This is a genomic window from Cupriavidus agavae, from assembly GCF_004217045.1.
In the GTDB taxonomy this organism is placed as follows: domain Bacteria; phylum Pseudomonadota; class Gammaproteobacteria; order Burkholderiales; family Burkholderiaceae; genus Cupriavidus; species Cupriavidus agavae.
In genome coordinates, this window is the sequence record NZ_SGXM01000001.1 from 2393476 (window position 1) to 2417435 (window position 23960).

The window sequence follows — 23960 nt, forward strand, 5'->3', positions numbered from 1 at the left end:
TCAGTGTTGGTCGTGCTGGTTGCCGGGCTTGTGGCCGATCTTCTCGCGCAGTTCGTGCACGCGCTCGGCGAACGGCTCGGTATAGGTGATGTCGAGCGGACGCGGGCGTGGCAGGTCGATCTCGCGGCGCAGCAGGATGCGGCCCGGGCGCGGGCTCATCACGTAGACCGTGTCGGCCAGGAACACCGCTTCGCGCAGGTCATGGGTGACCAGGATCACGTTGAAGCGCTGGGCCTGCCAGAGGTCACGCAGCACGCACCAGAGTTCCTCGCGCGTGAAGGCGTCGAGCGCGCCGAACGGCTCGTCCAGCAGCAGCATGCGCGGCTGGTGGATCAGCGCCCGGCAGATCGACGCCCGCTGCTGCATGCCGCCCGACAACTGCCACGGGTACTTGTCCTCGTAGCCCGCCAGGCCCACGGTCTTCAGCAGCGCGCGGGCACGCTCCACATACTCGCCGCGCCGCTTGCGCATGGTGGAGCGGTACGGCTCGACGATTTCAAGCGGCAGCATCACGTTGTCGAGCGTGGTGCGCCACGGCAGCAGCGTGGGCGCCTGGAACGCCATGCCCACCTGCTGCAGCGGCCCGGCGACCTTCGCGCCGTTGATGCTGACTACGCCGCGCGTGGCGGGACGCAGGCCGGTGGCCAGCTTCATGAACGTGGACTTGCCGCAGCCGGACGGACCGACGATGGCAATGAACTCGCCCGCCGCCGCCTGCAGCGAGATGTCCTCGACCGCGAACTCGCCACGGCGCGCGAGTTCGTCGTCGTACGCCAGCCACACGCGGTTGAAATCGACGAACGGCTTGCCGGACCCAGCGGCCGCGGCGGTTGCTGCCGCCGGGTCCGTGGACAACAGGGCTTCCGTCGCCGTCATCGCAGCACGTCCAGTTCGGCCGCGGACGGCAGGTAGGCGTCGGTCCACAGTGCGTCGGGGTTGATGCGGCCCTTGGTGCCGAACGCGTCGGCCACCTGCGAGGCCATCAGCGACAGGCGCGGCTTGCTCACGCGGCCGAAGCCCTCTGCCCTGGCGTCGGGCGACTTCACCACGCTGTCGAGCGCGAGCCTGAGGCGCTTGACCTCAAGCTTCTCGTCGATGATGCCGTCCCGTGCCTTGACCGCCTTGATGCCCTCCTCGGGATGCGCGATGACCTCCTTCGCCGACTTCGAGAACGCGCGCAGGAACGCCTTGACCGCCTCGGGGTTGCTCTTCAGGAACTGCTCCGAGGTAATGATCGCGTTGCCATAGAGCTTCACGCCATATTGCGGGTACGGCAGCACCACGATGTCCTCGTCCTTCACGCCGCGCGCGTTCAGGTTCAGGATCGACGTGAACGAGAACCCGGTGATGGCGTCGAGGTCGCCACGCGTCAGCATCGTCTCGCGCAGCGTGGGGTCCATCGCCTGCCAGTTGAACGAGGCGGCCTGCAGGCCGTTGGCCTTGGCGAAGATCGGGAAGGCACGGCGGCCGGCGTCGAACACCGGGGCGCCGAGCTTCCTGCCGGTCAGGTCCTTCGGTGCCTTGATGCCGGACTTCTTCAGCGCGAGGATGGCGGCCGGCGTGTTGTTGTAGACCATCATCACGGCCACGGGCTTGTTCTTCGCATCGGGATTGTTGCCGTAGAACTCCATCACCGAGGCCAGGTCGGCAAAGCCCATGTCGTACGTGCCAGAAGCCACGCGGTTGACCACGTTGCCCGAGCCGTTGCCCGCGTCGATCGACACGTCGAGCTTCTCGTTCTTGAAGTAGCCCTTCTGTTCGCCGAGCAGGAACAGCGCCGACGGTCCTTCGAAACGCCAGTCGAGCTGGAAGCGGACCTTGGTGGCGGCTTGCGCCTGCGCGGTGCCTGCGCAAAGTGTTGACAGCACCATCGTGGTGCCGGCCAGCGTGCACAGCTTCAGCAGATGACGGCGCAGGGGGGATTGCGGCATGAACCTTCTCCAGTCGTTGATCGTTCTGGAGGGTGCTTTTCGCAAGGGGCGTGCCAGCCATTGCAGCGGCATGCCCGCACCGAAGCGACGCATGGCCGCGGTGCATTGGCACACCAGGATTGTGCGGCCGTGCGTGTCAGCACGGGTTGCCGCTGGCGATTGTCAACAATCGCCAGCGGCGGCTATGGCTCAGGCGTCAGGCGTCCTGCGTCTCGTCGCCAGCGTCGATGGCCAGTACGTCGGTGTCCGGCGCGCCATGGGCGGCGTTGCGTGCCTGGATCTGCCACATGCCGGCATAGCGGCCGTTGGCACGCATCAGCTCCGCGTGGGTGCCACGCTCGACGATGCGGCCGTGATCCATGACCAGGATCTGGTCCGCATGCACCACGGTCGAGAGCCGGTGCGCGATCAGCAGCGTGGTACGGTTCTGCGCCAGCCGCATCAGTTCGGCCTGGATGGCCTGCTCGGTGCGCGAATCCAGCGCCGAGGTGGCTTCGTCGAACACCAGGATCGGCGGGTTCTTGAGCAGCGTGCGCGCGATGGCCACGCGCTGCTTCTCGCCACCGGACAGCTTCAGCCCGCGCTCGCCCACGGGCGTGTCGTACCCCTGCGGCAGTTCGCTGATGAAGTGGTCGATCTGGGCGGCGCGGGCGGCCTCGATCACCTCCTCGCGCGTGGCATCGGGCCGGCCATAGGCGATGTTGTAGTAGATGCTGTCGTTGAACAGCACGGTGTCCTGCGGCACGATGCCGATCGACGCACGCAAGCTGGCCTGCGTCACCGCGCGCGAGTCCTGCCCATCGATCTCGATGCCGCCCCGGTTCACGTCATAGAAGCGGAAAAGCAGCCGGGCCAGCGTGGATTTTCCCGACCCGCTGTGGCCGACCACCGCGGTGGTGGTGCCCGCCGCGATCGTGAAATCCACATCGTCGAGGATGGTCCGGTTCGACTCGTAGCCGAATCCCACATGACGGAACCGCACTTCCGCCCCATTGACCCGCAGCGGCGCGGCGCCGTCGGCATCGGCCACCTCCTGGTTGGTGCCCAGCAGCACGAACATGCGGTCCATGTCGGTGGTGGCCTGCTTGATCTCGCGGTAGATCACGCCGAGGAAGTTCAGCGGGATATAGAGCTGGATCATCAGCGTGTTGACCAGCACGAGGTCGCCCAGCGTCAGCTTGCCCGCCGCCACCCCCACCGTGGCACGCCACAGGATCAGGATCAGCCCCACGGCGATGATCGCCTGCTGGCCGAAGTTCAGGAACGACAGCGAATTCTGCGAGCGGATGGCCGCCGTGCGGTAGGTGCGCAGGTTCTCGTCATAGCGCCGCGCCTCGTACTCCTCGTTGCCGAAGTATTTGACGGTCTCGAAGTTCAGCAGCGAATCGATCGCCTTCTGGTTGGCGCGCGAGTCCAGCTCGTTCATCTTGCGCCGGAAGTGCGTGCGCCACTCCGTGACCACGATCGTGAACGCGATGTAGCCCACCAGCGCGCACAGCGTGATGGCGGCGAACCAGATGTCGTAGTGCAGCAGCAGGAAGCCGATCACCAGCGACATTTCCACCAGCGTGGGCAGGATGCTGTACAGCGAGTACGAAATCAGCGACTGGATGCCGCGCGTGCCGCGCTCGATGTCGCGGCTCATGCCGCCGGTCTGCCGCTCCAGATGGAAGCGCAGCGACAGCGCGTGGAGGTGCCGGAACACCTGCAGCGCGATCTCCCGCACCGCGCTCTGCGTCACCTTGGCAAAGAGGATCTCGCGCAACTCGGTGAACAGCGTGCCCGAAAGCCGCAGCAGCCCGTAGGCGACGATCAGCCCGGCCGGCACCACCAGTAGCGCCGTGGCATTGCCCGGCGCGATGTTCATCGTGTCGACGAGCTTCTTCATCAGCACCGGCACGCCGAGGTTGGCCACCTTGGCGGCCACGAGGCAGGTCAGCGCCAGGATGACCCGCCACTTGTAGTGCCAGACATAGGGCAGCAGGTTGCGGACGGTCTGCCAGTCGCTGCGGGGGGCGCCGGCGCCCTGGAACAGGGATTTGGCCGGCTCGGCGGGGGCGGGCTCGGCGGTCGTGGAGTAGCGGCGCATACGTTAGAATTCAGGCCAATGCCGCGATTGTCGCAGAGATCGCCCGGTCCGGCAGACCATCACCCCCGCCCCATGAATTCGCCGTACTTCCCGCTTTCCTCGATCGCCGACATGTCCAAGACCGCCCCGCTCTCCGAACTGCCCCCCGGCAAGAACCCCGCGCTGCGCGTGGTGCCGATGCCCGCCGACGCCAACGTGCACGGCGACGTGTTCGGCGGCTGGATCATGGCCCAGGTCGACATCGCCGGCTCGATTCCGGCCGTCGAGCGCGCCCAGGGCCGCGTGGCCACGGTGGCCGTCAACTCGTTCCTGTTCAAGCACCCCGTGTTCGTGGGCGATCTGGTCAGCTTCTACGCCGATGTCGTCAAGACCGGCCGCACCTCGATTACGGTGGAAGTGGCCGTCTACGCGCAACGCATGCGCCACAGCCATGAGATCGTCAAGGTGACGGAAGCCACGCTGACGTATGTGGCAACCGATGAAGACCGGATGCCGAGGGTGTTGCCGGTGGTTTGAGGGGTGGATTTGCCTTGTTCCCCTCTCCCGCAATGCGGGAGAGGGGAGCACACCGATCGGGGTGCAACGTCTCAATCGAACTTCGAGAAATCCGGCTTCCTCTTCTCGAAGAACGCCGTGAATGCTTCCTTGGCTTCAGGCGCCAGCAGCATGCGGCGGAATACCTCGCCCTCCTCGCTCATCTTCTTTTCCACGGCCGGTACGTCGTCGCCCTTCATCAGCCGCTTGGTTTCACGCAGCGACGATGCGGGCAGCGCCGCGAGTTTCCGCGCCTGCTGGCGCACGTAATCCGACAGCTCGGCGATCGGTAGCACCTTTGTGACCAGCCCGATGGCGTGCGCTTCCTGCGCGCTGAATGCCTCGCCCAGCAGCAGCTTCTCGGCAGCGCGCTGGTAGCCCATCAGGCGCGGCAGCAGCAGACTCGATGCGGCCTCGGGGCACAGGCCCAGTTGCGCGAACGGCAGCGACAGCTTGGCCGTCTCCGATGCATAGACCAGATCACAGTGCAGCAGCAGCGTGGTGCCAATGCCCACCGCCGCGCCGCTCACCGAGGCCACCACCGGCTTGCTGGCGTGGCTGATGGCGTGCAGGAACTGGAACACCGGGGCCGGCGTGCCGTCTCCGCCGTGGGTCGGCGGGCGCTTCATGAAGTCCTCAAGGTCGTTGCCGGCCGTGAAGATCTCCGGCTTGCCCTCGATCACGATCACGCGCACGGCGCTGTCGGTCTCGGCGGCGCGCAGTGCGTCGGCCATGGTCTGGTACATCGCGGCCGTGATCGCGTTCTTCTTGTCGATGCGGTCGAAACCAATGGTCAGGACGCCCTGGTCGATGCGGGTGGCAATGCTCATGTCTTCCTCGTCTCGGTCGGTATGGGATGCACGCCGCGCTCACACGAACGGCGGCGGCATTTCGGAAAGATAACTGAGCCCGAACGCGCCGGCGCCCACATTGAGCGCCACGGTCAGACTCATCGGCGCGAGCATCAGCTCAACGCCGTGCCGGGCGGCGGTATCGGCCAGTGACTGCCAGGCTGGCCACGACGTCACCTCGTCGATATCGCCCGCATACGCGGCGCCCACGGCCGGCGTCAGCAATGCGCCGGCGCGGATGCATGCTTCCACATGGCCCAGCAGGCGGCGGATGCCATCCTCCGGCCCACGTGCCTTGGCAATGGCCTCGGTCTCGCCGCGATGCATATGGATCACGGGCCGGATATTGAACGCGCTGCCCAGCATGTAGCGGCCCCAGGTGATGCTGTTCTCGCCCTTGAGCTTGGCGCGCGTGTACATGTACAGCAGTTCGTCCGGGATCAGGAACATGTGGGCCGCGTCGCGCAGGCGGTTCTCCACCGCTTCCACCACGGCGGCCGCGCTCGCGCCCTCGCCCAGCATGCGGGCGGCCTCGCGCACGATCAGCGCCTGGCCGGGGCCGATCGCGCCCGTATCGATTACCGTCAGGTCGAACAGCCCGCTGCGGCCCGCATCCTTGCGCAGCTTGAAGCTGCGCGCCACAGTGCCCACCACGGCGCCATTCGCGTTCGCGTAGAACTTGCTGCGGCTGCTGGCAATCGTCAGCAGGATCGCGCGGTCGCAGCCGGCCACCACGTTGCGTAGCAGGTGGTCCTCCAGTTCGCGTTCAAGCAGAGGGATCGATTCGGCGTAGTGGTCCTGCTTGCCGACCAGATATTGGCGGTAGAGGTCGGGCAGCGCGTCCTCGTCGCGCGTGTCCGCCAGGAAGCGGTCCCCAGCGCGGATGCGGAACGGAATCGTGCGGACGCCAAGCGCGTCCATCATCGCGCGCGGCATGTCGCATGCCGCGTCGGCCAGAATGGCTGTCTCCTGCATATTGTTATGTTCCTCCGGGTCAGTGCGTCAACGTGTTGGCATCTTCGTGTCCATACATTTCTTCATCTGATCGAAGGCGGGGGCGGCCACCCGTGGACGGCCGCCCCGCTGGCGCGTTTAAACGCGCTCGAAGATTCCGGCGGCGCCCATGCCTGTACCGACGCACATGGTCACCATGCCGTACTTGAGGTTGTGGCGACGCAGCGCGTGCACCACAGTGGCCGAACGGATCGCGCCCGTGGCGCCGAGCGGGTGGCCCAGCGCAATGGCTCCGCCCATGCGGTTCACGCGGGCCGGGTCGAGTTCCAGGTCACGCATCACCGCCAGCGACTGTGCGGCAAACGCCTCGTTCAGCTCGATCCACTCGATCTGGTCCTGCGTCAGGCCACCGGCCTTCAGCGCGGCCGGAATCGCGGCCTTCGGGCCAATCCCCATGATCTCGGGCGGCACGCCACGCACCGCGAACGACACGAAGCGCGCCAGCGGCAGGAGATTGAACTGCTTGAGGATCTTCTCGGACACGAGGATCAGCGCGCCGGCACCGTCCGACGTCTGCGAGCTGTTGCCGGCCGTGACGCTGCCCTTGTTGGCGAACACCGCGCGCAGCTTGCCCAGCCCTTCGAGCGACGTGTCGGGGCGCGGGCCTTCGTCGAGCGACACCGTGCGCGTCTTGACGCCCACCTGCCCCGAGGCGAGGTCCGGGAACTTCTCGACCACCTCGATCGGCGTGATCTCGTCGTTGAACTCGCCGGCCTGCTGCGCGGCGATGGCCTTCTGGTGCGATGCCAGCGAGAACGCGTCCTGATCTTCGCGGCTCACCTTCCACTGCGTCGCCACCTTCTCGGCGGTCAGGCCCATGCCATAGGCGATGCCCACGTTTTCGTCGCGCTCGAAGATCGACGGCGACATCGACGGCGAGTTGCCCATCATCGGCACCATGCTCATCGACTCCACCCCGGCGGCGATCATCACGTCTGACTCACCCACGCGGATGCGGTCGGCGGCCATCGCCACGGCCGACAGGCCCGAGGCGCAGAAGCGGTTCACGGTGATGCCGCCCACGGTATTCGGCAGGCCGGCCAGCAGCGCGCCGATACGGGCCACGTTCAGGCCCTGCTGCGCTTCGGGAATCGCGCAGCCAACGATGGCGTCTTCGATCAGCGCCGGGTCCAGGCTCGGCACCTGGGCCACGGCGGCCTTCAGGATGGTAGCCAGCAGATCATCGGGGCGGGTGTTGCGGAAGGCGCCCTTGGGAGCCTTGCCAATCGGCGAACGGGTAGCCGCAACGATATACGCGTCTTGCAGTTGTTTCATGATGTCGGTTCCTCGTTGGCGGGATTAGTTGCGCACCGGCTTGCCGGTCTGCAGCATGCGCATGACGCGCTCCTGCGTCTTGCCCGTGCCCAGCAGGTCGATGAACGCCTTGCGTTCCAGCGCCAGCAGCCATTCCTCGCTGACCAGCGAGCCCGCTTCCACGTCACCGCCGCACACCACTTCCGCGATGCGCGAGGCAATCAGGAAATCATGCGCCGAGATGAAGTTGCCGTCGCGCATGTTCACCAGCGACGCCTTGATCGTGGCGATTCCCGAACGGCCGGCCACCGGAATCAGCTGGCCCGGCAGCGGCGCGCGGTACCCGGCATTCGACAGCGCCCGCACCTCGCTCTGCGCCACGTAAAGCAGTTCGTGAACGTTGTAGACGATGGTGTCCGTGGGTTGCACGTAGCCGATCTTCTGTGCGTCCAGCGCCGAGGTCGACACCTTGGCCATCGCCGCCGCCTGGAAGCGGTTGGTCAGGAAGTTCAGGTAGTTCGTGCTGCCTGCCGCCTGCGCGGCCTTGGCCGCGGCAATCGCCGCTTCCTTGAGGCCACCGCCGGCCGGCACCAGGCCCACGCCCACTTCCACGAGGCCGATATAGCTTTCCAGCGCCACCACGCGCTTGGCCGAATGCAGCATCAGTTCGCAACCGCCGCCGAGCGCGATGCCCGACACGGCCGGGATCACCGGCACCGCCGCGTACTTCACGCGCATCAGCGTGTCCTGGAACTTCTTCACGAACGGCTCGATGCCCTTGGCGCCGCCCATCATGAACTGCGGCATGGCCGATTCGAGGTTGGCACCGGCCGAGAACGGACCGCCCGGCGCGCCAAGCTGCAGCGACGTCGGCTGCCACACCACCAGGCCCTTGTACTCGGCTTCGGCCAGTTCCACGGCACGCACGAGCGAGTCGAGTACGTCCGGGCCAATCGTGTTCATCTTGCTCTTGAACGAGATGACCAGCACGTCGTCGGCACCGTCGCTGGTCCAGATGCGCGCACCGTCGTTCTCTTCGATCGTCTTGCCCGACTTGCGCGGGTCGGCCGCGTCCGTGCCCTTGAGCGCGGCGCGGAACACCTGGCGCTCATACACGGGCAGCGCGGCGCGCTTGACGAAGCTGCTGGTCGCCGGCGACCACGAACCCTGCGCGCCATGCACACCGCCGTTGTCGGCCACGGCACCCTCGAACACCCATGCGGGCAGCGGCACGTTGGCCAGTGCCTTGCCGGCGTCGATATCTTCCTTGACCCACTCGGCCACCTGCTTCCAGCCGGCAGCCTGCCAGTCTTCAAACGGACCCGAGTTCCAGCCGAAGCCCCAGCGGATGGCCAGGTCCACATCGGCTGCCGAGCCGGCGATCTGCTCCAGGTAGACGGCGATGTACTGGAACACGTCGCGGAACACGCTCCACAGGAACTGCGCCTGCGGATTGGTGGATTCGCGCAGCAGCCTGATGCGCTCTGCCGGCTCCTTCTTGAGCATGCGCACGACGATCTCGTCGGCCTTCTTGCCCGATTCCACATACTGGCCGGTCTTGGCGTCGAGCACCTTGATGGCCTTGCCTTCCTTCTTGTAGAAGCCCGCGCCGCTCTTCTGGCCCAGCGCGCCTGCATCCACCAGACCCTTCAGCACGGCCGGCGTCTTGTAGACCGAGGCGAACGGATCGCCGCCCAGGCCGTCCTGCATCGTCTTGATCACGTGCGCCATCGTGTCCAGGCCCACCACATCGGCGGTGCGGAACGTGGCTGACTTGGCGCGACCCAGCTTGGTGCCGGTCAGGTCATCGACGATGTCGAACGGAATGCCGAACTTCTCGGCTTCGGCAAACACGGCCAGGATCGAGAAGATGCCGACGCGGTTGGCGATGAAGTTGGGCGTGTCCTTGGCACGCACCACACCCTTGCCGAGCGTGGTGGTCAGGAACGATTCCAGGCGGTCCAGGATGGCCGGCTGCGTCGTCGCAGTCGGGATCAGTTCCACCAGATGCATGTAGCGCGGCGGGTTGAAGAAGTGCACGCCGCAGAAGCGCGCCTTCAGCTCGGCGTCGAAGCCATCGGACAGCGCCGTGATCGACAGGCCCGACGTGTTCGTGGCGAAAATCGCGTGCGGCGCCAGATGGGCCGCCACCTTCTTGTAGAGGTCGTGCTTCCAGTCCATGCGTTCGGCGATCGCCTCGATCACCACGTCGCATTCCTTGAGCAGCTCGATATCTTCCTCGTAGTTGGCCGCGCGGATCAGGCCCGCCTCGTCCTTGATGCCGAGCGGCGCCGGCGACAGCTTCTTGAGGTTCTCGATGGCGCGAAGGGCAATGCCGCTCTTGGGGCCTTCCTTGGCGGGCAGGTCGAACAGCACCACGGGCACGCGGGCGTTGACCAGATGGGCCGCAATCTGTGCGCCCATGACGCCGGCGCCGAGCACGGCAACCTTCTTGACGATGAAATTGGACATGCGCGCTCCTTGGGTATCGTGAGCGTTTTGAGGAGAGAGAGTATCTATTTGCTACCGGTTTGCTCCCCTCTCCCGTGAAACGGGAGAGGGGAGCAAACCCACTGCAATATCAGAACAAATCCGCGTCCAGCGCCATCAGCGTGGCCGAGCCGGCGCGTGCCTTGCGGATTTCGCCGGCGGTTTCAGGCAGCAGCTTGGCGAAGTAGAAGCGCGCCGTGGCCAGCTTGGTCACGTAGAACTTGTCGCCGCTGTCCTGCTTTTCCAGCGCGATCTTGGCCATGCGGGCCCAGAAGTACGAGAACACCAGGTGACCCACCACGCGCAGGTACGGCACGGCTGCCGCGCCCACCTCGTCGGGGTTGCCCATGGCCTTCATGCCGATTTCCATCGTCAGCTTCTGCACCTTGTCGCCGATGTCGGCCAGCGGGTTCACGAACTCCTGCATCGCCTCGTTCGTGCCCTCCTCCTCAACGAACTGCTGCACGATCTTGCCGAACGCCTTCATCTTGGCGCCCATGTCGCCCAGGATCTTGCGGCCCAGCAGGTCCAGCGCCTGGATCGTGTTGGTGCCTTCGTAGATCATGTTGATGCGGGCGTCACGCACGTACTGCTCCATGCCCCACTCGGCGATATAGCCATGGCCGCCAAATACCTGCATGCCCTCGTTGGTCGACGTGAATGCGTTGTCGGTCAGGAAGGCCTTGATGACCGGCGTCAGCAGCGCCACGAGGTCGCCGGCTTCCTTGCGCACGGCGGCGTCGGGGTGCGACAGTTCGCGGTCGATCTGCAGCGCGGTCCAGTAGCTGAACGCGCGGCCGCCTTCGGCATAGGCCTTCTGCGTCAGCAGCATGCGGCGCACGTCCGGATGGACGATGATCGGGTCAGCGGCCTTCTCGGGCGCCTTCGGGCCGGTCAGCGCGCGCATCTGCAGGCGGTCCTTGGCGTAGGCCAGCGAGTTCTGGTAGGCCACTTCGGTCAGGCCCAGGCCCTGCGCGCCCACGCCCAGGCGTGCGGCGTTCATCATCACGAACATCGCGTTCAGGCCCTTGTTGGCTTCGCCAACCAGCCAGCCGCGCGCGCCATCCAGGTTCATCACGCAGGTGGCGTTGCCGTGGATGCCCATCTTGTGCTCGATCGAGCCGCACTTGATACCGTTGCGCTCGCCCGGGTTGCCGCTGGCATCGGGAATGAACTTCGGCACGACGAACAGCGAGATGCCCTTGGTGCCTTGCGGCGCGTCCGGCAGGCGGGCCAGCACCAGGTGGATGATGTTCTCGGCCAGGTCATGTTCGCCGGCCGAAATGAAGATCTTGGTGCCCGAGATCGCGTACGAGCCATCGGCCTGCGGCTCGGCCTTCGAGCGCAGCATGCCCAGGTCCGTACCGCAATGCGGCTCGGTCAGGCACATCGTTCCCGTCCATACGCCCGAGACGAGCTTGGTCAGGTAGGTCTGCTTCAGTTCCGGCGTGCCGTGCGCGTGCAGGGCCTCGTAGGCGCCGTGCGACAGGCCCGGGTACATCGTCCACGCCTGGCCGGCCGAGTTCAGCATCTCGTACAGCGCGTTGTTGATGATGATCGGCAGGCCCTGGCCGCCGTATTCCGGATCGCAGGCCAGTGCAGGCCAGCCGGCCTCCACGTACTGCTGGTAGGCTTCCTTGAAGCCCTTGGGCGCGCGCACCACGCCGTCGCCCTCGTACGTGCAGCCTTCGCGGTCGCCCGGCTGGTTCAGCGGGAACACCACGTCGGCGCAGAACTTGCCGGCTTCCTCGATGACCTGGTTGATGGTGTCCGCGTCGATGTCCGCGTGCTGCGGCATCGCCTTGAGTTCGGCTTCGGCGCCGAGCAGTTCATGGAGCACGAACTGCATGTCGCGCAACGGTGCGGTGTACTGGCCCATCAAAGACTCCTTGGAGGTTTTCAATGCCGCCACACGCGCATGCCGCACGCCCTGGAGGGGACGCGTGCGACCGTTGCCGGGGGGCGGCTCAGGTTCGGTAGGACTGAATCAGTTTGTTGAGCGCAACCATGGCAAGCTCGGCACTGTCCGGCAGGCGCAGGAAGCGGGCATCGTGATGCAAGCCTAGTTCAAGGCTGTACATCTCGAACAGCATCAGGCGCGGATCGCAGTCCGCGCGCAGGTGCCCTTCTTCCCTCGCCTGGTCGATCGCCCGCATCAGCGCGGCCCGCCAGATCGTGACGCTCTTGACGAGTTCGTCACGCACCGGGCTTTCCGCGCGATCGTCGTACTCGACCGCACCGCTGATGTAGATGCATCCCGTGGTCACTTCCTGGATGCGCTTTTCCATCCAGCGACGCACCATCGACCACAGGCGAGGCAGGCCGCGCGGCTCCAGCAGCGAGGGATAGAACACCTCCTGCTCGAACCGGCGGTGATACTCGCGCACCACTTCCACCTGCAGGTCTTCGCGCGAACCAAAATGCGCGAACACGCCGCTCTTGCTCATCTGCATGCGTTCCGCGAGCAGGCCGATGGTCAGCCCTTCCAGCCCGTCGCGGGACGACAGTTCCAGTGCGGCATCGAGAATCGCCACGCGCGTCATCTCGCCCTTGCGCAAGGGCGCGGGCGCGGCGGCGGATTCAAGACGAACTGACTGGTGTCGCATGGTTATCTCTCCATTCTCGGCAGCACCCACCTGGGTGCCGTTTTCAGCCCGACCCTGCCTGAGGCGAGCACCACGAACGCCACGGACGGCGTCGTAAATGCACGAAGTCTAAGCCAAAAAAGAACGGTCGTTCAGATTATTCTGGCGCGGCGGACTGGCATCAAGCTTTTAATTAGATCGCGGTTTCTAAACAGCCGGGGCGTTGCGCCCGGTCATCGCGGCGCAATGCAACATCGTGCTGGAAACCCCGCCCCGCGGGTGCGGCGCGGGGGTAGCCCGACCTCGCGTGCGGCAGGGCAGCATGTTACCGCGCGGCCCTCAATAACGCCCCGTCACGCCGGCAATCACGACGCCCAGACGCAACACGTAGTAGGCCGCCCAATTGGCAAACCGGCGCAGGCGCGGCAGGCTCGCGTGCGCCTCGGGCACCACGCGCGCGCTGCGCTGGGCCATCGCGCGCTCCAGCCGCTCGCGTAGCTCGCCCGCAAACCCGGCGTCGTAGACCGCCACATTGGCCTCGCGCGCCAGCAGCAGGCTGAACGGGTCCATGTTGCTCGACCCCACGGTGGCCCAGATATCGTCCACCACGGCCACCTTGGCATGCAGGAAGCTTTCCTCGTACTCGTAGATCTCCACCCCGGCCTCCAGCAACGTGGCGTAGAGCGCATGGGTGGCATAGTGCTGCAGCTTGTACTCGACCATGCCCTGCAGCAGCAGCCGCACCCGCACGCCGCGCTTGCGGCACGCCAGCAGCGCGCGGCGCATCTTGTTGCCGGGCAGGAAGTAGGCGTTGGCCAGGATCACGTCGCGGCGGGCGGCGCCGAGTGCGTACAGGTATTCGCGTTCGATGGTGCGGCGGTTGCGCAGGTTGTCGCGCATCAGCAGCGCGGCCGGCACGCCATCGGGCTGTACGTCGCCGCGCGCCTGGCGTGCCGCCTTCGTCAGCGTCTCCACTTCGGCAAACGCGCTCGCGGTCTCGCGCAGGCCACGGCGCTGGGCGATGCGGAACCAGAGCCGCGCCGCGGCCAGCGCGATCTGCGCCACCAGCGGGCCGCGCACGCGCACGGCGAAGTCGTAGCGGGGGCCAAGCTCGGGCAGGTCGAGCGGGCCGTGGTTGAAGTCGTCGATGATGTTGATGCCGCCCACGAAGGCCACGCGGCCATCGATCACGGCGAGCTTGCGATGCAGGCGCCGCAGGTGGCGGCGGGCCAGCTTGAAGCCCCGCAACGGACCGTAGACTTCCAGGTTCACGCCGCCGTCGCGCAGCCGCTGGATCAGTGCGGCTGGCATGTCGCCGGCCCCGAAGCCATCGACCACGAGCCGGGTATCGACGCCGCGCTGCGCCGCGGCAATCAGCGCGTCGCTGAGGCGCGCCCCGATCGCGTCATCGGCATAGATATAGGTCTCTACCACCACGTGCACCTCGGCCGCGTCGATGGCTTCGACCAGGGCGGGGAAGAAATCCGTGCCATTGCAGAGCAGGTCGACCTTGTTGCCCGGCACCGGACTGCCGCGCCGGCTGACCCAGTGCAGCAGCCGCGCCTTGGCGCGCGCACCGGCGGCGCCAATCTCCTGGACGGACGTGGGGATACCCGCCGGGGCCGGCGAGCCGGGAGCCTGCGCGTCGGGCAACGCGGGCGAGGTGGGCGGGGCCGCCGTCTCCGGGGAGCCGGGCTCGGCGCGATCGTAGATCCGTGACATGGCTCGATTATCGGCCAACGGGCGGCTCCTGCACATGGCCCGTGCCAACTCTGCTATTGTCAGCGCATTCTGACGCCCAAAAGAGAACGCATTGTGAAGGTATTCGGTATCGCCGGTTCCTCGGGCAGCGGCAAGACCACGCTGCTGGACCAGTTGATTCCCCGGTTCGTCGCGGACGGCCTGCGCGTGGCCGGTATCAAGCACACGCACCATGGTTTCGATCCTGATACACCTGGCAAGGATTCGTGGCGCATGCGCCAGGGCGGTTGCGAGAATGTCGTGCTCGTGGGGGCGCGCCATCTGACGCTGATGCGGCATTATCCCGAGGGCAAGCCGTCTCCCGAGATCGGCGAGGCGCTGGCCGTGCTCCCGCCCGACACCGACCTCGTAATGGTCGAGGGCTACAAGTGGAGCGATTTCCCCAAGCTGGAGATCTACCGGCCCGCCAACGGCAAGCCGCCGCTCTGGACCGATGTACCGGGTGTGGTGGCCGTAGCCACCGATGCGAAGGACCAGGTCATCGGGCAGACGTCGCTACCCGTGCTCGATCTGGCCGACGCGGACGCCATCTACCGCTGGGTCCGCGACTACCTGGCATCGCACTGACCGCAGGCGCCCCGGTGGGGCGCTATGCCTCCGGAATGGCCACGCGATGTGCCAGTTCCGCCATCAGCGGCACATGGTCCGACCGTTCGGCCCACTCGCGGCCGGTCAGCGCCTGTGTGCGCTCGATCTGGAAGCCACGCACATAGATGCGGTCGAGTTGCCACCACGGCATATGGCTCGGAAACGTGTGGATGCGCCCGTTCTTGGCATGGGCCGATTCCACCGCATTGAGCGTGTTGCAGATCTTGGCATCGAGCCGATGGTTCCAGTCGTTGAAATCGCCCGCGATCACCAGCGGCGCGTTGTCCGGCACCACGGCGCGCACCCGTTCCACCAGCGCGCTGGCCTGCCGCACCCGGCTGCGGGCGAACAACCCGAAATGCACGCAGATCAGGTGCGCCTCCACGCCATTGATCTCGGCCACCGCGTGCAGCAGGCCGCGCTGCTCGAAACGATGGTCCGAAATATCAAGATTTTCCGACATCAGGATCGGATGGCGCGACAGGATCGCGTTGCCATGATGGCCGTGCTCGTACACCGCGTTCCGGCCATAGACCGAATGCGGATAGGCATCGGTGGCCAGGTAGTTGAGCTGGGTATGATCGGGATCGAACAGTTCGGCGGCAATCAGGCGGTCGTTGCGGTCCTGCACTTCCTGAAGGAACACGATGTCGGCGTCCATGGCCTGCAGGCCGGAGCGCACGCTGTGGATGCGCGGCTTGCCCGAGAACCCCTTCACGCCCTTGTGGATGTTGTAGGTGACCACGCGCAGTTTCATCGTGCCACCCCGCCTGCCAGCGTCCGGTCCAACTGTCCGGCCTGGGTCCGCCAGGCCAGTTGCCGTACCGCCTCGGCATTGCTGCTGGAAAAACAGCGCTCGGCGGCGGCCTGCCACGGCAGCCACTCGAACCGGGTATGCTCGCGCGGCGCCAGCGTCACCGGCACCGGCTCTGGCACACACAGGCCGAACCAGTGCTCGGTATTGCGCGTGATGCCGGCCGCATAGCGGTGGCGCCACTGGGGGTAGATCTCGTAGTCGATCGTGTGTTGCCAGTCGGTCAGTTCGAAGCTGGCCGCCAGGATGCCCGTTTCCTCGGCCACCTCGCGGGCGGCCGTGACGGCCAGCGGTTCGTCATCGGCGTCGAGACTGCCCGTCACCGATTGCCAGAAGCCTGGCCGGTCGGCGCGCTCGATCAACAGGACTTGCAGGTCTGGCGTGTGGATCACGACCAGTACCGATTCAGGAATCTTGTAGCGCATGGGGCGGCGGTAGGAACAGACCCCAAGCATAGCGCAGCGGCGCCAGGCCGGTGTGTCGGAGCCCGTCCGATTACCGCGATGTGGAATCAGGCGACGGTCTGCTCGCCCGGCTGGCGCGGCGACAGGTAGTGATCGCGGGAAGATGCCTTATTCTGCACTTGCGAATCATCCTGCGCGGGGTGTCCGTCCGGCGCGCCGCGCAGCCAGGTATCGAAGACTTCCGGCGAATCGCCGTGGCCCCAGGCCGCACGCAACTGCTGCATCAGCGGGGTCAGGGTGCGCGTGTAGCGCTGCGCGGCCACATGGGCATGCTCGGCCAGCGCGTCAGTGCTCTCGCGGACCTGCGCGGCCAGTTCCTGGCGCTCCTGGGCGATTTCCTTCTCGCGCTGCCCAAGCTGGTTGTACTTCTGGATCAGAAAACGCTGGTAGTCACCCGCTTCCACGCCCTGCGCCGCCTGGGCGTTGACCTGCTCGAACCGCATCACGATGCTCGCCGTCTCGTGCTCCACGCGGGCCGCCTCGGTGTTCAGATCCTGCAGCACGTCGTTCAGGCGCAGCGCCTCGCGGCGATGGGTCTGCAGGCGCGTGGCTTCGTCGTCGAAGGTACGCTGGGCGTCGAGGTAGGCTTGCACCACGGGCTGGGGTGCCACCACCAGCAGCGGATCGGCGCCCCCGGCGCGGCGGCCGGAGATCAGCGCGTCCTCGGGCAGGCGGAGGTTGCCGACGTCTTCCAGCCAGCGGCCTCGCGCCATGACCGTGGCAACTGTTTCCAGTGCAAGCTTGCGCACGGCCTCGGCGCGCTGCGCCGCCACCGCGTCGCCATCGGCCGCAATCCCGGCCACGCCGGCTGGCTGGGCCTGGGCCGCATGGGCGATATCGGGCACGCAGGCGGCCACGGTGGTGGCCACCGATTCCGACATTGCCGTCACGGAGCGCCGCACCGCGCGGCGCAGTTCGAAGCGCGCCACCAGCATGACCAGCAGGCCGGCCACGAGCCAGGTCAGGATCGTCTCGGCGTGGGCCAGCAGGAAGGCCCGGATCAGTTCGGTATCGAGTTGCATTGGTGTTGTCCTCCCACGTCACGGCTGGCCTTTCGGGTGGGCCCGCTTCGCGCGTATCCGTGGAAAGACATTTCCGGCACCTGCTTCGTTCCGGCCGGTAACAAATCGAAACGCATCCTTGCGCCGGAAACAAAAAAGCCGCGCGTTGGCGCGGCTTTCCTGCTGACGGAAGAAACGACCTCAGGCCGTGGTCTTCGGCTCCTGGGCGCGCAGGCGGATATGCAGCTCGCGCAGTTGCTTCTCGTCGACCGAGCTCGGGGCCTGCGTCAGCAGATCCTGGGCGCGTTGGGTCTTCGGGAAGGCGATCACGTCACGGATCGAGTCGGCACCAGCCATCATCGTCACGATACGGTCCAGGCCGAAGGCCAGGCCGCCATGCGGCGGCGCGCCATATTGCAGCGCGTCGAGCAGGTAGCCGAACTTGGCGCGGGCTTCCTCGGCACCGATCTTCAGCGCGCGGAACACCTTGCTCTGCACGTCCTCGCGGTAGATACGGACCGAACCGCCACCCATTTCCCAGCCGTTCAGCACCATGTCGTAGGCCTTGGCGATGCACTTGCCCGGATCAGTTTCCAGGTACTGCATGTGCTCGTCCTTCGGGCTCGTGAACGGGTGGTGCATGGCCACCCAGCGCGCGTCTTCCTCGTCGTACTCGAACATCGGGAAGTCGATCACCCACAGCGGCTTCCAGGTGTCCTCGAACAGGCCCGTGCTCTTGCCGAATTCCGAATGGCCGATCTTCAGGCGCAGCGCGCCGATGGCGTCATTGACCACCTTGGCCTTGTCGGCGCCGAAGAAGATGATGTCGCCATCCTGGGCGCCGGTGCGCTTCAGGATCTCGGCAATCGCGGCGTCGTGCAGGTTCTTCACGATCGGCGATTGCAGGCCATCGCGGCCCTTGGCCACTTCGTTGACCTTGATCCAGGCCAGGCCCTTGGCGCCATAGATCGCCACGAACTGGGTGTAGGCATCGATTTCACCACGCGAGATGGCATGGCCACCCGGCACGCGCAGACCCACCACGCGGCCGTTCTCGCTGTTGGCCGGGCCCGAGAACACCTTGAAATCGACGTCCTTCATGACCTCGGTCAGCTCGGTGAACTCAAGCTTGACGCGCAGGTCCGGCTTGTCCGAGCCGAAGCGGGCCATGGCCTCGCGGAACTCCATGACCGGGAACCGGGCGTCCAGATCCACGTCGATGGCGTTCTTGAACACCGTGCGCATCATGTCCTCGAACAGGTCGCGGATCTCCTGCTCGGTCAGGAACGACGTCTCGCAGTCGATCTGCGTGAACTCGGGTTGGCGATCGGCGCGCAGGTCTTCGTCACGGAAGCACTTGGTGATCTGGTAGTAGCGGTCGAAGCCGGAGACCATCAGCATCTGCTTGAAGATCTGCGGCGACTGCGGCAGCGCGAAGAAGTGGCCCGGGTTCACGCGCGACGGCACGAGGTAGTCGCGGGCGCCTTCCGGCGTGCTCTTGCCCAGCATCGGCGTCTCGATGTCGATGAAGCCCTGGGCGTCCAGGTACTTGCGCACTTCCATCGCCACCTTGTAGCGCAGGCGCAGGTTGTACTGCATCTGCGGGCGGCGCAAGTCCAGCACGCGGTGCGTCAGGCGGGTGGTTTCCGACAGGTTGTCGTCGTCGAGCTGGAACGGCGGCGTGACCGACGGGTTCAGCACCGACAGCTCATGGCACAGCACCTCGATCTTGCCCGAGGTCAGGTTGCTGTTCTCGGTGCCGGCCGGGCGCGGGCGCACCTTGCCCACCACGCGGATGCAGAACTCGTTGCGGATTTCCTCGGCGGCCTTGAACATTTCCGGACGGTCCGGATCGCACACCACCTGCACCAGGCCCTCGCGGTCGCGCAGGTCGACGAAGATCACGCCACCGTGGTCGCGGCGGCGCTGCACCCAGCCGGTCAGGGCCACTTCCTGGCCGATCAGTTGTTCGGTCACCAGACCGCAGTAGTGAGTACGCATGGAGGACATAGGAGGAATTCCCTGTAAAGCACGGCCGCAAGGTGCGGGCCGCGCGCAATTCAATTGGTTTGCGTGTCGGCGATTTCGCCGCTGGCCGCTTCGGCATGCGCCACGCGCGCCTCGTCGGGGGCCTTGCGCGGCAGTTCCGTCGGCGCCACCACGCCCATCGACACGATGTACTTGAGCGCCGCGTCCACGGTCATGTCGAGCTCGATGGTGTCGGCCTTCGGCATCATCAGGAAGAAGCCCGAGGTCGGATTCGGCGTCGTGGGCACGTAGACGCTGACATATTCGCCCTGGAGGTGATTCTGCACGTCTCCGCCCGGCCTGCCGGTCAGAAACGCGATGGTCCACGAGCCCTCGCGCGGATACTGCACCAGCAGCGCCTTGCGGAACGCGTTGCCCGACGACGACAGCAGCGTGTCCGAGACCTGCTTCACGCTGGTGTAGATCGGGCCGACCACCGGGATATGGCCCAGCAGCGCCTCCCACCAGCGTACCAGCCGCTGGCCGATGAAGTTATGCGTCAGCACACCCACCAGCAGGATAAACAGCAGGGTGAGGATCGCACCGAGCCCCGGGATGCGACGGCCGAACAGGTTTTCGGGCTGCCATGCCACGGGCAGCAGCGCCATGCTCTGGTCCATCGTGCCGATGATCAGGTTGAGCACCCACAGCGTGATGCCCAGCGGCACGAGGACGAGCAGGCCGGTCAGGAACCAGGTCTTGACGGCGGAGGTTTTCTTGGCGACCACGTCTTGCCCGCGCTTATTGGCTGGCGGACGAGCCGGCGGCGGGGGCCGCCGGGGCTGCGGCCGGTGCCGGGGCAGGAGCGGCCGCGGGCGCCGCCGTGGCGGTCTCGCCCGAGGCGGACGACGCAGCCGGCGCGCTCGCGCCGCCGCTACCGCCACGGAAGTCCGTGACGTACCAGCCCGAGCCCTTGAGCTGGAAGCCGGCGGCCGTTACCTGCTTCTTGTAGGTTCCGGTGGCACCGCAGGACGGGCAGTCCGTGAGCGGGGCATCGCTCATCTTCTGCAGCACATCGCGCCCGTGGCCGCAGGCGTCGCAACGGTAGGCATAGATCGGCATGGTTCTTTCGTGGAATCGGGTACGTAAAGCGGGTAGATGGCACCGCCGCCGGAAACAGCAAGGGGCGGGAGGCCGAAATGGAGCCACGGCCCTGCGACGATGCAAAACCCCGGATTATAAACCGACGCCAGCACCGGCACCGGCCGGAATTGCGGTCATTCGGCGGCCTATTCGTGGCAAAGGGCTTTGCCGCCGCTTATGTTACGCAATATGCACTTCTTGCGTGGGCGGCCGGTCGCTGATCAGTTGCGGCAGCAGCGACCCGAACACCATGCCGCCGATCGAGAACAGCAGGCCCACCATCTGGGGCGGCACGGCGGCGTCGGCGAAGGCCACTTCGCAGGTCAGCCAGGACACCAGGCCTAGCACGATGGCCAGCAGGCCGCCCTGGCGCGTGGCCGGCTTCCAGAACAGCCCGAACGCCAGCGGCACGAACGACGACACCAGCGTCACCTTGTACGCGTTTTCCACCATGTGGAAAATGGACAGGTGCGAGTTCAGCGCGAACAGCGTGACCAGCACCGTGAACACCAGCACCACCGCCTGCATCACGCGCAGGAACTGCTTGTCGGTCAAATGGCGGAAATACGGTCTCAGGATGTTCTCGGCAAACGTGACCGACGGCGCCAGCAGCGTAGCCGACGCGCAGCTCTTGATGGCCGACAGCAGCGCGCCAAAGAACATTACCTGCGCGAACATCGGCGCGTGGGTCAGGATCAGTTGCGGCAGAATCAGTTGCGAATCGGTATTGATGTACTTTTCGACCATCTGCGGGTCGATCATCGTGGCCGAGTAGGCCAGGAACATCGGGATGAACGCGAAGAAGAAGTACAGCACGCCGCCCAGCACCGAGGCGCGGCCGGCAATCTGCTCGGTCTTCGACGAGGTCACGCGCTGGAACACGTCCTGCTGCGGGATCGACCCGAGCATCATCGTAAACAGCGCCGCCGCGAAGCCGATGATCTGCACGAGGTCCAGCGCCGGCCAGAACTCGAACTTGCCGGCTGCCGCCGCGTGCGACACCACCGCCGTGACGCCGCCGGCCTGGCCGCTGACCTCGTAGCCGATGTACAGCATGCCGATCACGATGATGATCATCTGGATGAAGTCGGTGACCGCCACCGACCACATGCCGCCGAACAGCGTGTAGACCAGCACGCTGGCCGCGCCGATCATCATGCCGGCGTCCTGCGACAGCGCGCCGTCGGATACCGTGTAGAACACCAGCCCCAGCGCCTTGATCTGCGCCGCCACCCAGCCCAGGTACGACACCACGATACACAGCGTGGTCAGCACCTCGGCCAGCCGGCCATAACGGTTATGGTAGTAGTCGCCGATCGTGAGCAGGTTCATCCGGTACAGCGGCCGGGCAAAGAACAGACCCACGAGAATCAGGCAGAGGGAGGAGCCAAACGGGTCGGACACCACACCCGACAGGCCCTCCTTGAGGAACACGGCCGGGATGCCAAGCACGGTTTCGGAGCCGAACCATGTGGCGAACACCGTGGCGGTAACGATGTAGAACGGCAGGCTGCGGCCCGCGACGGCGAAGTCGGCGGTGCCCTTGACGCGCAGCGCCGCCCACAGGCCGATGCCGACCGAGATGACCCAATAGACGATGACGAACCAGATCAGCATGCCGCTGCCCTATCCCAAAATGCCAGAAATGCCCTGGTGGCGAGAAACCGAATGCCGGCGGCGGCTGCATCGTGGCAACGGCCTGCCGGAGTCCAATTCATCGGTCGGGGCCGCGGGCGCCCGGCGGGGGGCATGAGCGGTCGTAGCCGAATCAAAACGCGGATTATAGCGACGGAGGCTGTCCGGGGCGAAAAAAAATCCCTCGGCGCGGAGAAATGCCCGTATTCGGGCACTTCCTGTTGTATCGCGGACGTTGCCGCGCCCGCCGCCTTACCAGTAGCCGGCCCAGGCCATCGCCTGGACGATCACGATGCCGGCCAGGAAACCACCCATCAGCATCAGTGCCGTCGTCAGCCGGCGGTTGGTGCGGCGCTGCTCCACCACCAGCTGGGCCAGCAGCCGCTCCTGGTCGCCGTTGTTCACCATGGCGCGGCGCTCCAGGAACTGGTGCGCCAGGCGCGGGAAGTCCGGCAGCATCTTGGCCCATTGCGGCGCCTCCACCTTGACGCGCTCCCAGGCGCCCTGCCAGCCCACCTGCTCGTACATCCAGCGTTCCAGGAACGGCTTGGCCGTCTTCCAGAGGTCGAGGTCGGGATCGAGTTGCCGCCCAAGCCCTTCAATATTGAGCAGCGTCTTCTGCAGCAGCACCAATTGTGGCTGAATCTCCACATTGAAGCGGCGCGAGGTCTGGAACAGCCGCATCAGCACCATGCCGAGCGAAATCTCGCGCAGCGGCTTGTCGAAGTACGGCTCGCAGCAGGCCCGCACCGCCGACTCCAGTTCCTCGACCCGCGTCTCGGCAGGCACCCAGCCCGACTCCACGTGCAGCAGTGCCACGCGGTGGTAGTCGCGCCGGAAAAAGGCGATGAAATTCTGCGCCAGGTAGTTCTTGTCGAACTCGGACAGCGCCCCGACGATGCCGAAGTCCAGCGCGATATAGCGCCCGAACGTCTCCGGCTGGATCGAAACCAGAATGTTGCCCGGGTGCATGTCCGCATGGAAGAAGCCGTCACGGAACACCTGCGTGAAGAAAATCTCCACGCCCTCCTCGGCCAGCTTGTGCATGTCCACGCCGGCCGCCTTGAGCGATTCGGTGCGCGAGATCGGGATGCCGTGCATCCGCTCCATCGTGAACACCGAGCTCGTGCACCAGTCCCAGAACACCTCGGGCACGCAGAGCAACTGGCTGTCGGCGAAGTTGCGGCGCAACTGGCTGGCATTGGCCGCCTCGATCATCAGGTCCAGCTCGTCGTGCAGGTACTTGTCGAACTCGCCCACCACTTCACGCGGCTTCAGGCGGCGGCCATCGACCCAGAAGCGTTCGAGCCACGTGGCCATGTCCGCCATCAGCGCCAGATCGCTGTCGATGACCAGCAGCATGCCGGGGCGCAGCACCTTCACCGCCACCTCGCGGCCATGGTTGGGCCCGCCGCGAAGCGTCGCAAAATGCACTTGAGCGATCGATGCACTCGCCACCGGCTGGTGCTCGAAGTTCTCGTAAAGCTGGTCCAGCGGGCGTCCGAGCGACTTTTCGATGATCCGGACCGCCAGCGCCGAATCGAACGGCGGCACCTGATCCTGCAGCATCGCCAGTTCGTCGGCGATATCGGGTGGCATCAGGTCGCGCCGCGTGGACAGAACCTGTCCGAACTTGACGAAAATCGGGCCCAGCGCGGTCAGCGCCAGCCGCAGCCGCACGCCGCGCGGTTGTTCGAGCTTGCGGCCGATGGTGATGACCCGGACCAGGAACTTGATGCGCCGGCTCTTGAAGCCGGACAGCACGAGTTCGTCCAGCCCGTAGTACAGGATGACAAAAATAATCTTGCAGAGTCGCAGCAGGCGGGTCATGCGGAGTC

Annotated in this window: 20 protein-coding genes; 2 read left to right on the forward strand and 18 right to left on the reverse strand. The window is 66.0% G+C overall.

Annotation, left to right across the window (positions count from 1 at the left end):
- The 3 genes from EV147_RS10870 to EV147_RS10880 form a co-directional block, all read right to left on the reverse strand.
- Positions 1-876 carry an ABC transporter ATP-binding protein gene (locus EV147_RS10870; protein ID WP_130391080.1) on the reverse strand — a complete coding sequence of 292 codons (876 nt, stop codon included), beginning with the start codon at positions 874-876 and terminating at the stop codon, positions 1-3.
- Entirely contained in the window at positions 873-1931 is a 1059-nt protein-coding gene (locus EV147_RS10875) for an ABC transporter substrate-binding protein (RefSeq protein ID WP_130391081.1), read from the reverse strand. The genes EV147_RS10870 and EV147_RS10875 overlap by 4 nt, the downstream gene beginning before the upstream one ends.
- 196 nt (positions 1932-2127) lie before the next feature.
- A complete protein-coding gene (locus tag EV147_RS10880; RefSeq protein ID WP_130391082.1) occupies positions 2128-4020 on the reverse strand; it encodes an ABCB family ABC transporter ATP-binding protein/permease in 1893 nt (630 codons plus the stop codon).
- Positions 4021-4131: 111 nt separating this feature from the next.
- Between EV147_RS10880 and EV147_RS10885 the strand changes: the two genes are divergently transcribed.
- Positions 4132-4536: an acyl-CoA thioesterase gene (locus tag EV147_RS10885; protein ID WP_130391083.1), complete on the forward strand. Its 405-nt coding sequence runs from the start codon at positions 4132-4134 to the stop codon at positions 4534-4536.
- Positions 4537-4607: 71 nt separating this feature from the next.
- On the opposite strand, the gene EV147_RS10890 is transcribed toward EV147_RS10885, so the two are convergent.
- From EV147_RS10890 to clsB, 7 genes are all read right to left on the reverse strand, one after another.
- Positions 4608-5384: an enoyl-CoA hydratase gene (locus EV147_RS10890; RefSeq protein WP_130391084.1), complete on the reverse strand. Its 777-nt coding sequence runs from the start codon at positions 5382-5384 to the stop codon at positions 4608-4610.
- Between the two features lie 39 nt (positions 5385-5423).
- On the reverse strand, positions 5424-6380 hold the full coding sequence (locus tag EV147_RS10895; RefSeq protein WP_130391085.1) for a DegV family protein: 957 nt from the start codon (positions 6378-6380) through the stop codon (positions 5424-5426).
- A 117-nt stretch (positions 6381-6497) separates the two neighbouring features.
- Positions 6498-7697, reverse strand: a complete 1200-nt coding sequence (locus EV147_RS10900; protein ID WP_130391086.1) for an acetyl-CoA C-acyltransferase — start codon at positions 7695-7697, stop codon at positions 6498-6500.
- 21 nt (positions 7698-7718) lie between these two features.
- Positions 7719-10145, reverse strand: coding sequence for a 3-hydroxyacyl-CoA dehydrogenase/enoyl-CoA hydratase family protein (locus tag EV147_RS10905; protein ID WP_130391087.1), 2427 nt, complete (start codon positions 10143-10145; stop codon positions 7719-7721).
- A gap of 109 nt (positions 10146-10254) precedes the next feature.
- A complete protein-coding gene (locus EV147_RS10910; RefSeq protein WP_130391088.1) occupies positions 10255-12042 on the reverse strand; it encodes an acyl-CoA dehydrogenase C-terminal domain-containing protein in 1788 nt (595 codons plus the stop codon).
- A gap of 88 nt (positions 12043-12130) precedes the next feature.
- The gene (locus tag EV147_RS10915; protein WP_130391262.1) at positions 12131-12721 is read right to left on the reverse strand and encodes a TetR/AcrR family transcriptional regulator; all 591 of its coding nucleotides are present in this window, start codon (positions 12719-12721) and stop codon (positions 12131-12133) included.
- 366 nt (positions 12722-13087) lie between these two features.
- Entirely contained in the window at positions 13088-14470 is a 1383-nt protein-coding gene (gene clsB, locus EV147_RS10920; RefSeq protein WP_130391089.1) for a cardiolipin synthase ClsB, read from the reverse strand.
- A gap of 93 nt (positions 14471-14563) precedes the next feature.
- Here clsB and mobB point away from each other — a divergent pair, with 93 nt between their 5' ends.
- Entirely contained in the window at positions 14564-15076 is a 513-nt protein-coding gene (gene mobB / locus EV147_RS10925) for a molybdopterin-guanine dinucleotide biosynthesis protein B (protein WP_130391090.1), read from the forward strand.
- 22 nt (positions 15077-15098) lie between these two features.
- On the opposite strand, the gene EV147_RS10930 is transcribed toward mobB, so the two are convergent.
- From EV147_RS10930 to ubiB, 8 genes are all read right to left on the reverse strand, one after another.
- Positions 15099-15854 carry an endonuclease/exonuclease/phosphatase family protein gene (locus EV147_RS10930; protein ID WP_130391091.1) on the reverse strand — a complete coding sequence of 252 codons (756 nt, stop codon included), beginning with the start codon at positions 15852-15854 and terminating at the stop codon, positions 15099-15101.
- Entirely contained in the window at positions 15851-16336 is a 486-nt protein-coding gene (nudB, locus tag EV147_RS10935) for a dihydroneopterin triphosphate diphosphatase (protein WP_130391092.1), read from the reverse strand. The genes EV147_RS10930 and nudB overlap by 4 nt, the downstream gene beginning before the upstream one ends.
- An 86-nt stretch (positions 16337-16422) precedes the next feature.
- Positions 16423-17397, reverse strand: coding sequence for a hypothetical protein (locus EV147_RS10940; RefSeq protein WP_235844650.1), 975 nt, complete (start codon positions 17395-17397; stop codon positions 16423-16425).
- A 180-nt stretch (positions 17398-17577) separates the two neighbouring features.
- Positions 17578-19386 (reverse strand): aspartate--tRNA ligase, encoded by a 1809-nt coding sequence (aspS, locus tag EV147_RS10945; protein ID WP_130391093.1) that lies wholly within the window; start codon positions 19384-19386, stop codon positions 17578-17580.
- 50 nt (positions 19387-19436) lie between these two features.
- Complete coding sequence (locus EV147_RS10950; RefSeq protein WP_130391094.1) at positions 19437-20132, reverse strand: DUF502 domain-containing protein; 696 nt, start codon at positions 20130-20132, stop codon at positions 19437-19439.
- A 13-nt stretch (positions 20133-20145) separates the two neighbouring features.
- Entirely contained in the window at positions 20146-20466 is a 321-nt protein-coding gene (locus tag EV147_RS10955; RefSeq protein ID WP_130391095.1) for an FmdB family zinc ribbon protein, read from the reverse strand.
- 201 nt (positions 20467-20667) lie between these two features.
- On the reverse strand, positions 20668-22104 hold the full coding sequence (locus tag EV147_RS10960; protein WP_130391096.1) for a sodium:solute symporter family protein: 1437 nt from the start codon (positions 22102-22104) through the stop codon (positions 20668-20670).
- A 270-nt stretch (positions 22105-22374) separates the two neighbouring features.
- Positions 22375-23952 carry a ubiquinone biosynthesis regulatory protein kinase UbiB gene (gene ubiB, locus EV147_RS10965; protein ID WP_130391097.1) on the reverse strand — a complete coding sequence of 526 codons (1578 nt, stop codon included), beginning with the start codon at positions 23950-23952 and terminating at the stop codon, positions 22375-22377.
- Between the last annotated feature and the right edge of the window lie 8 nt (positions 23953-23960).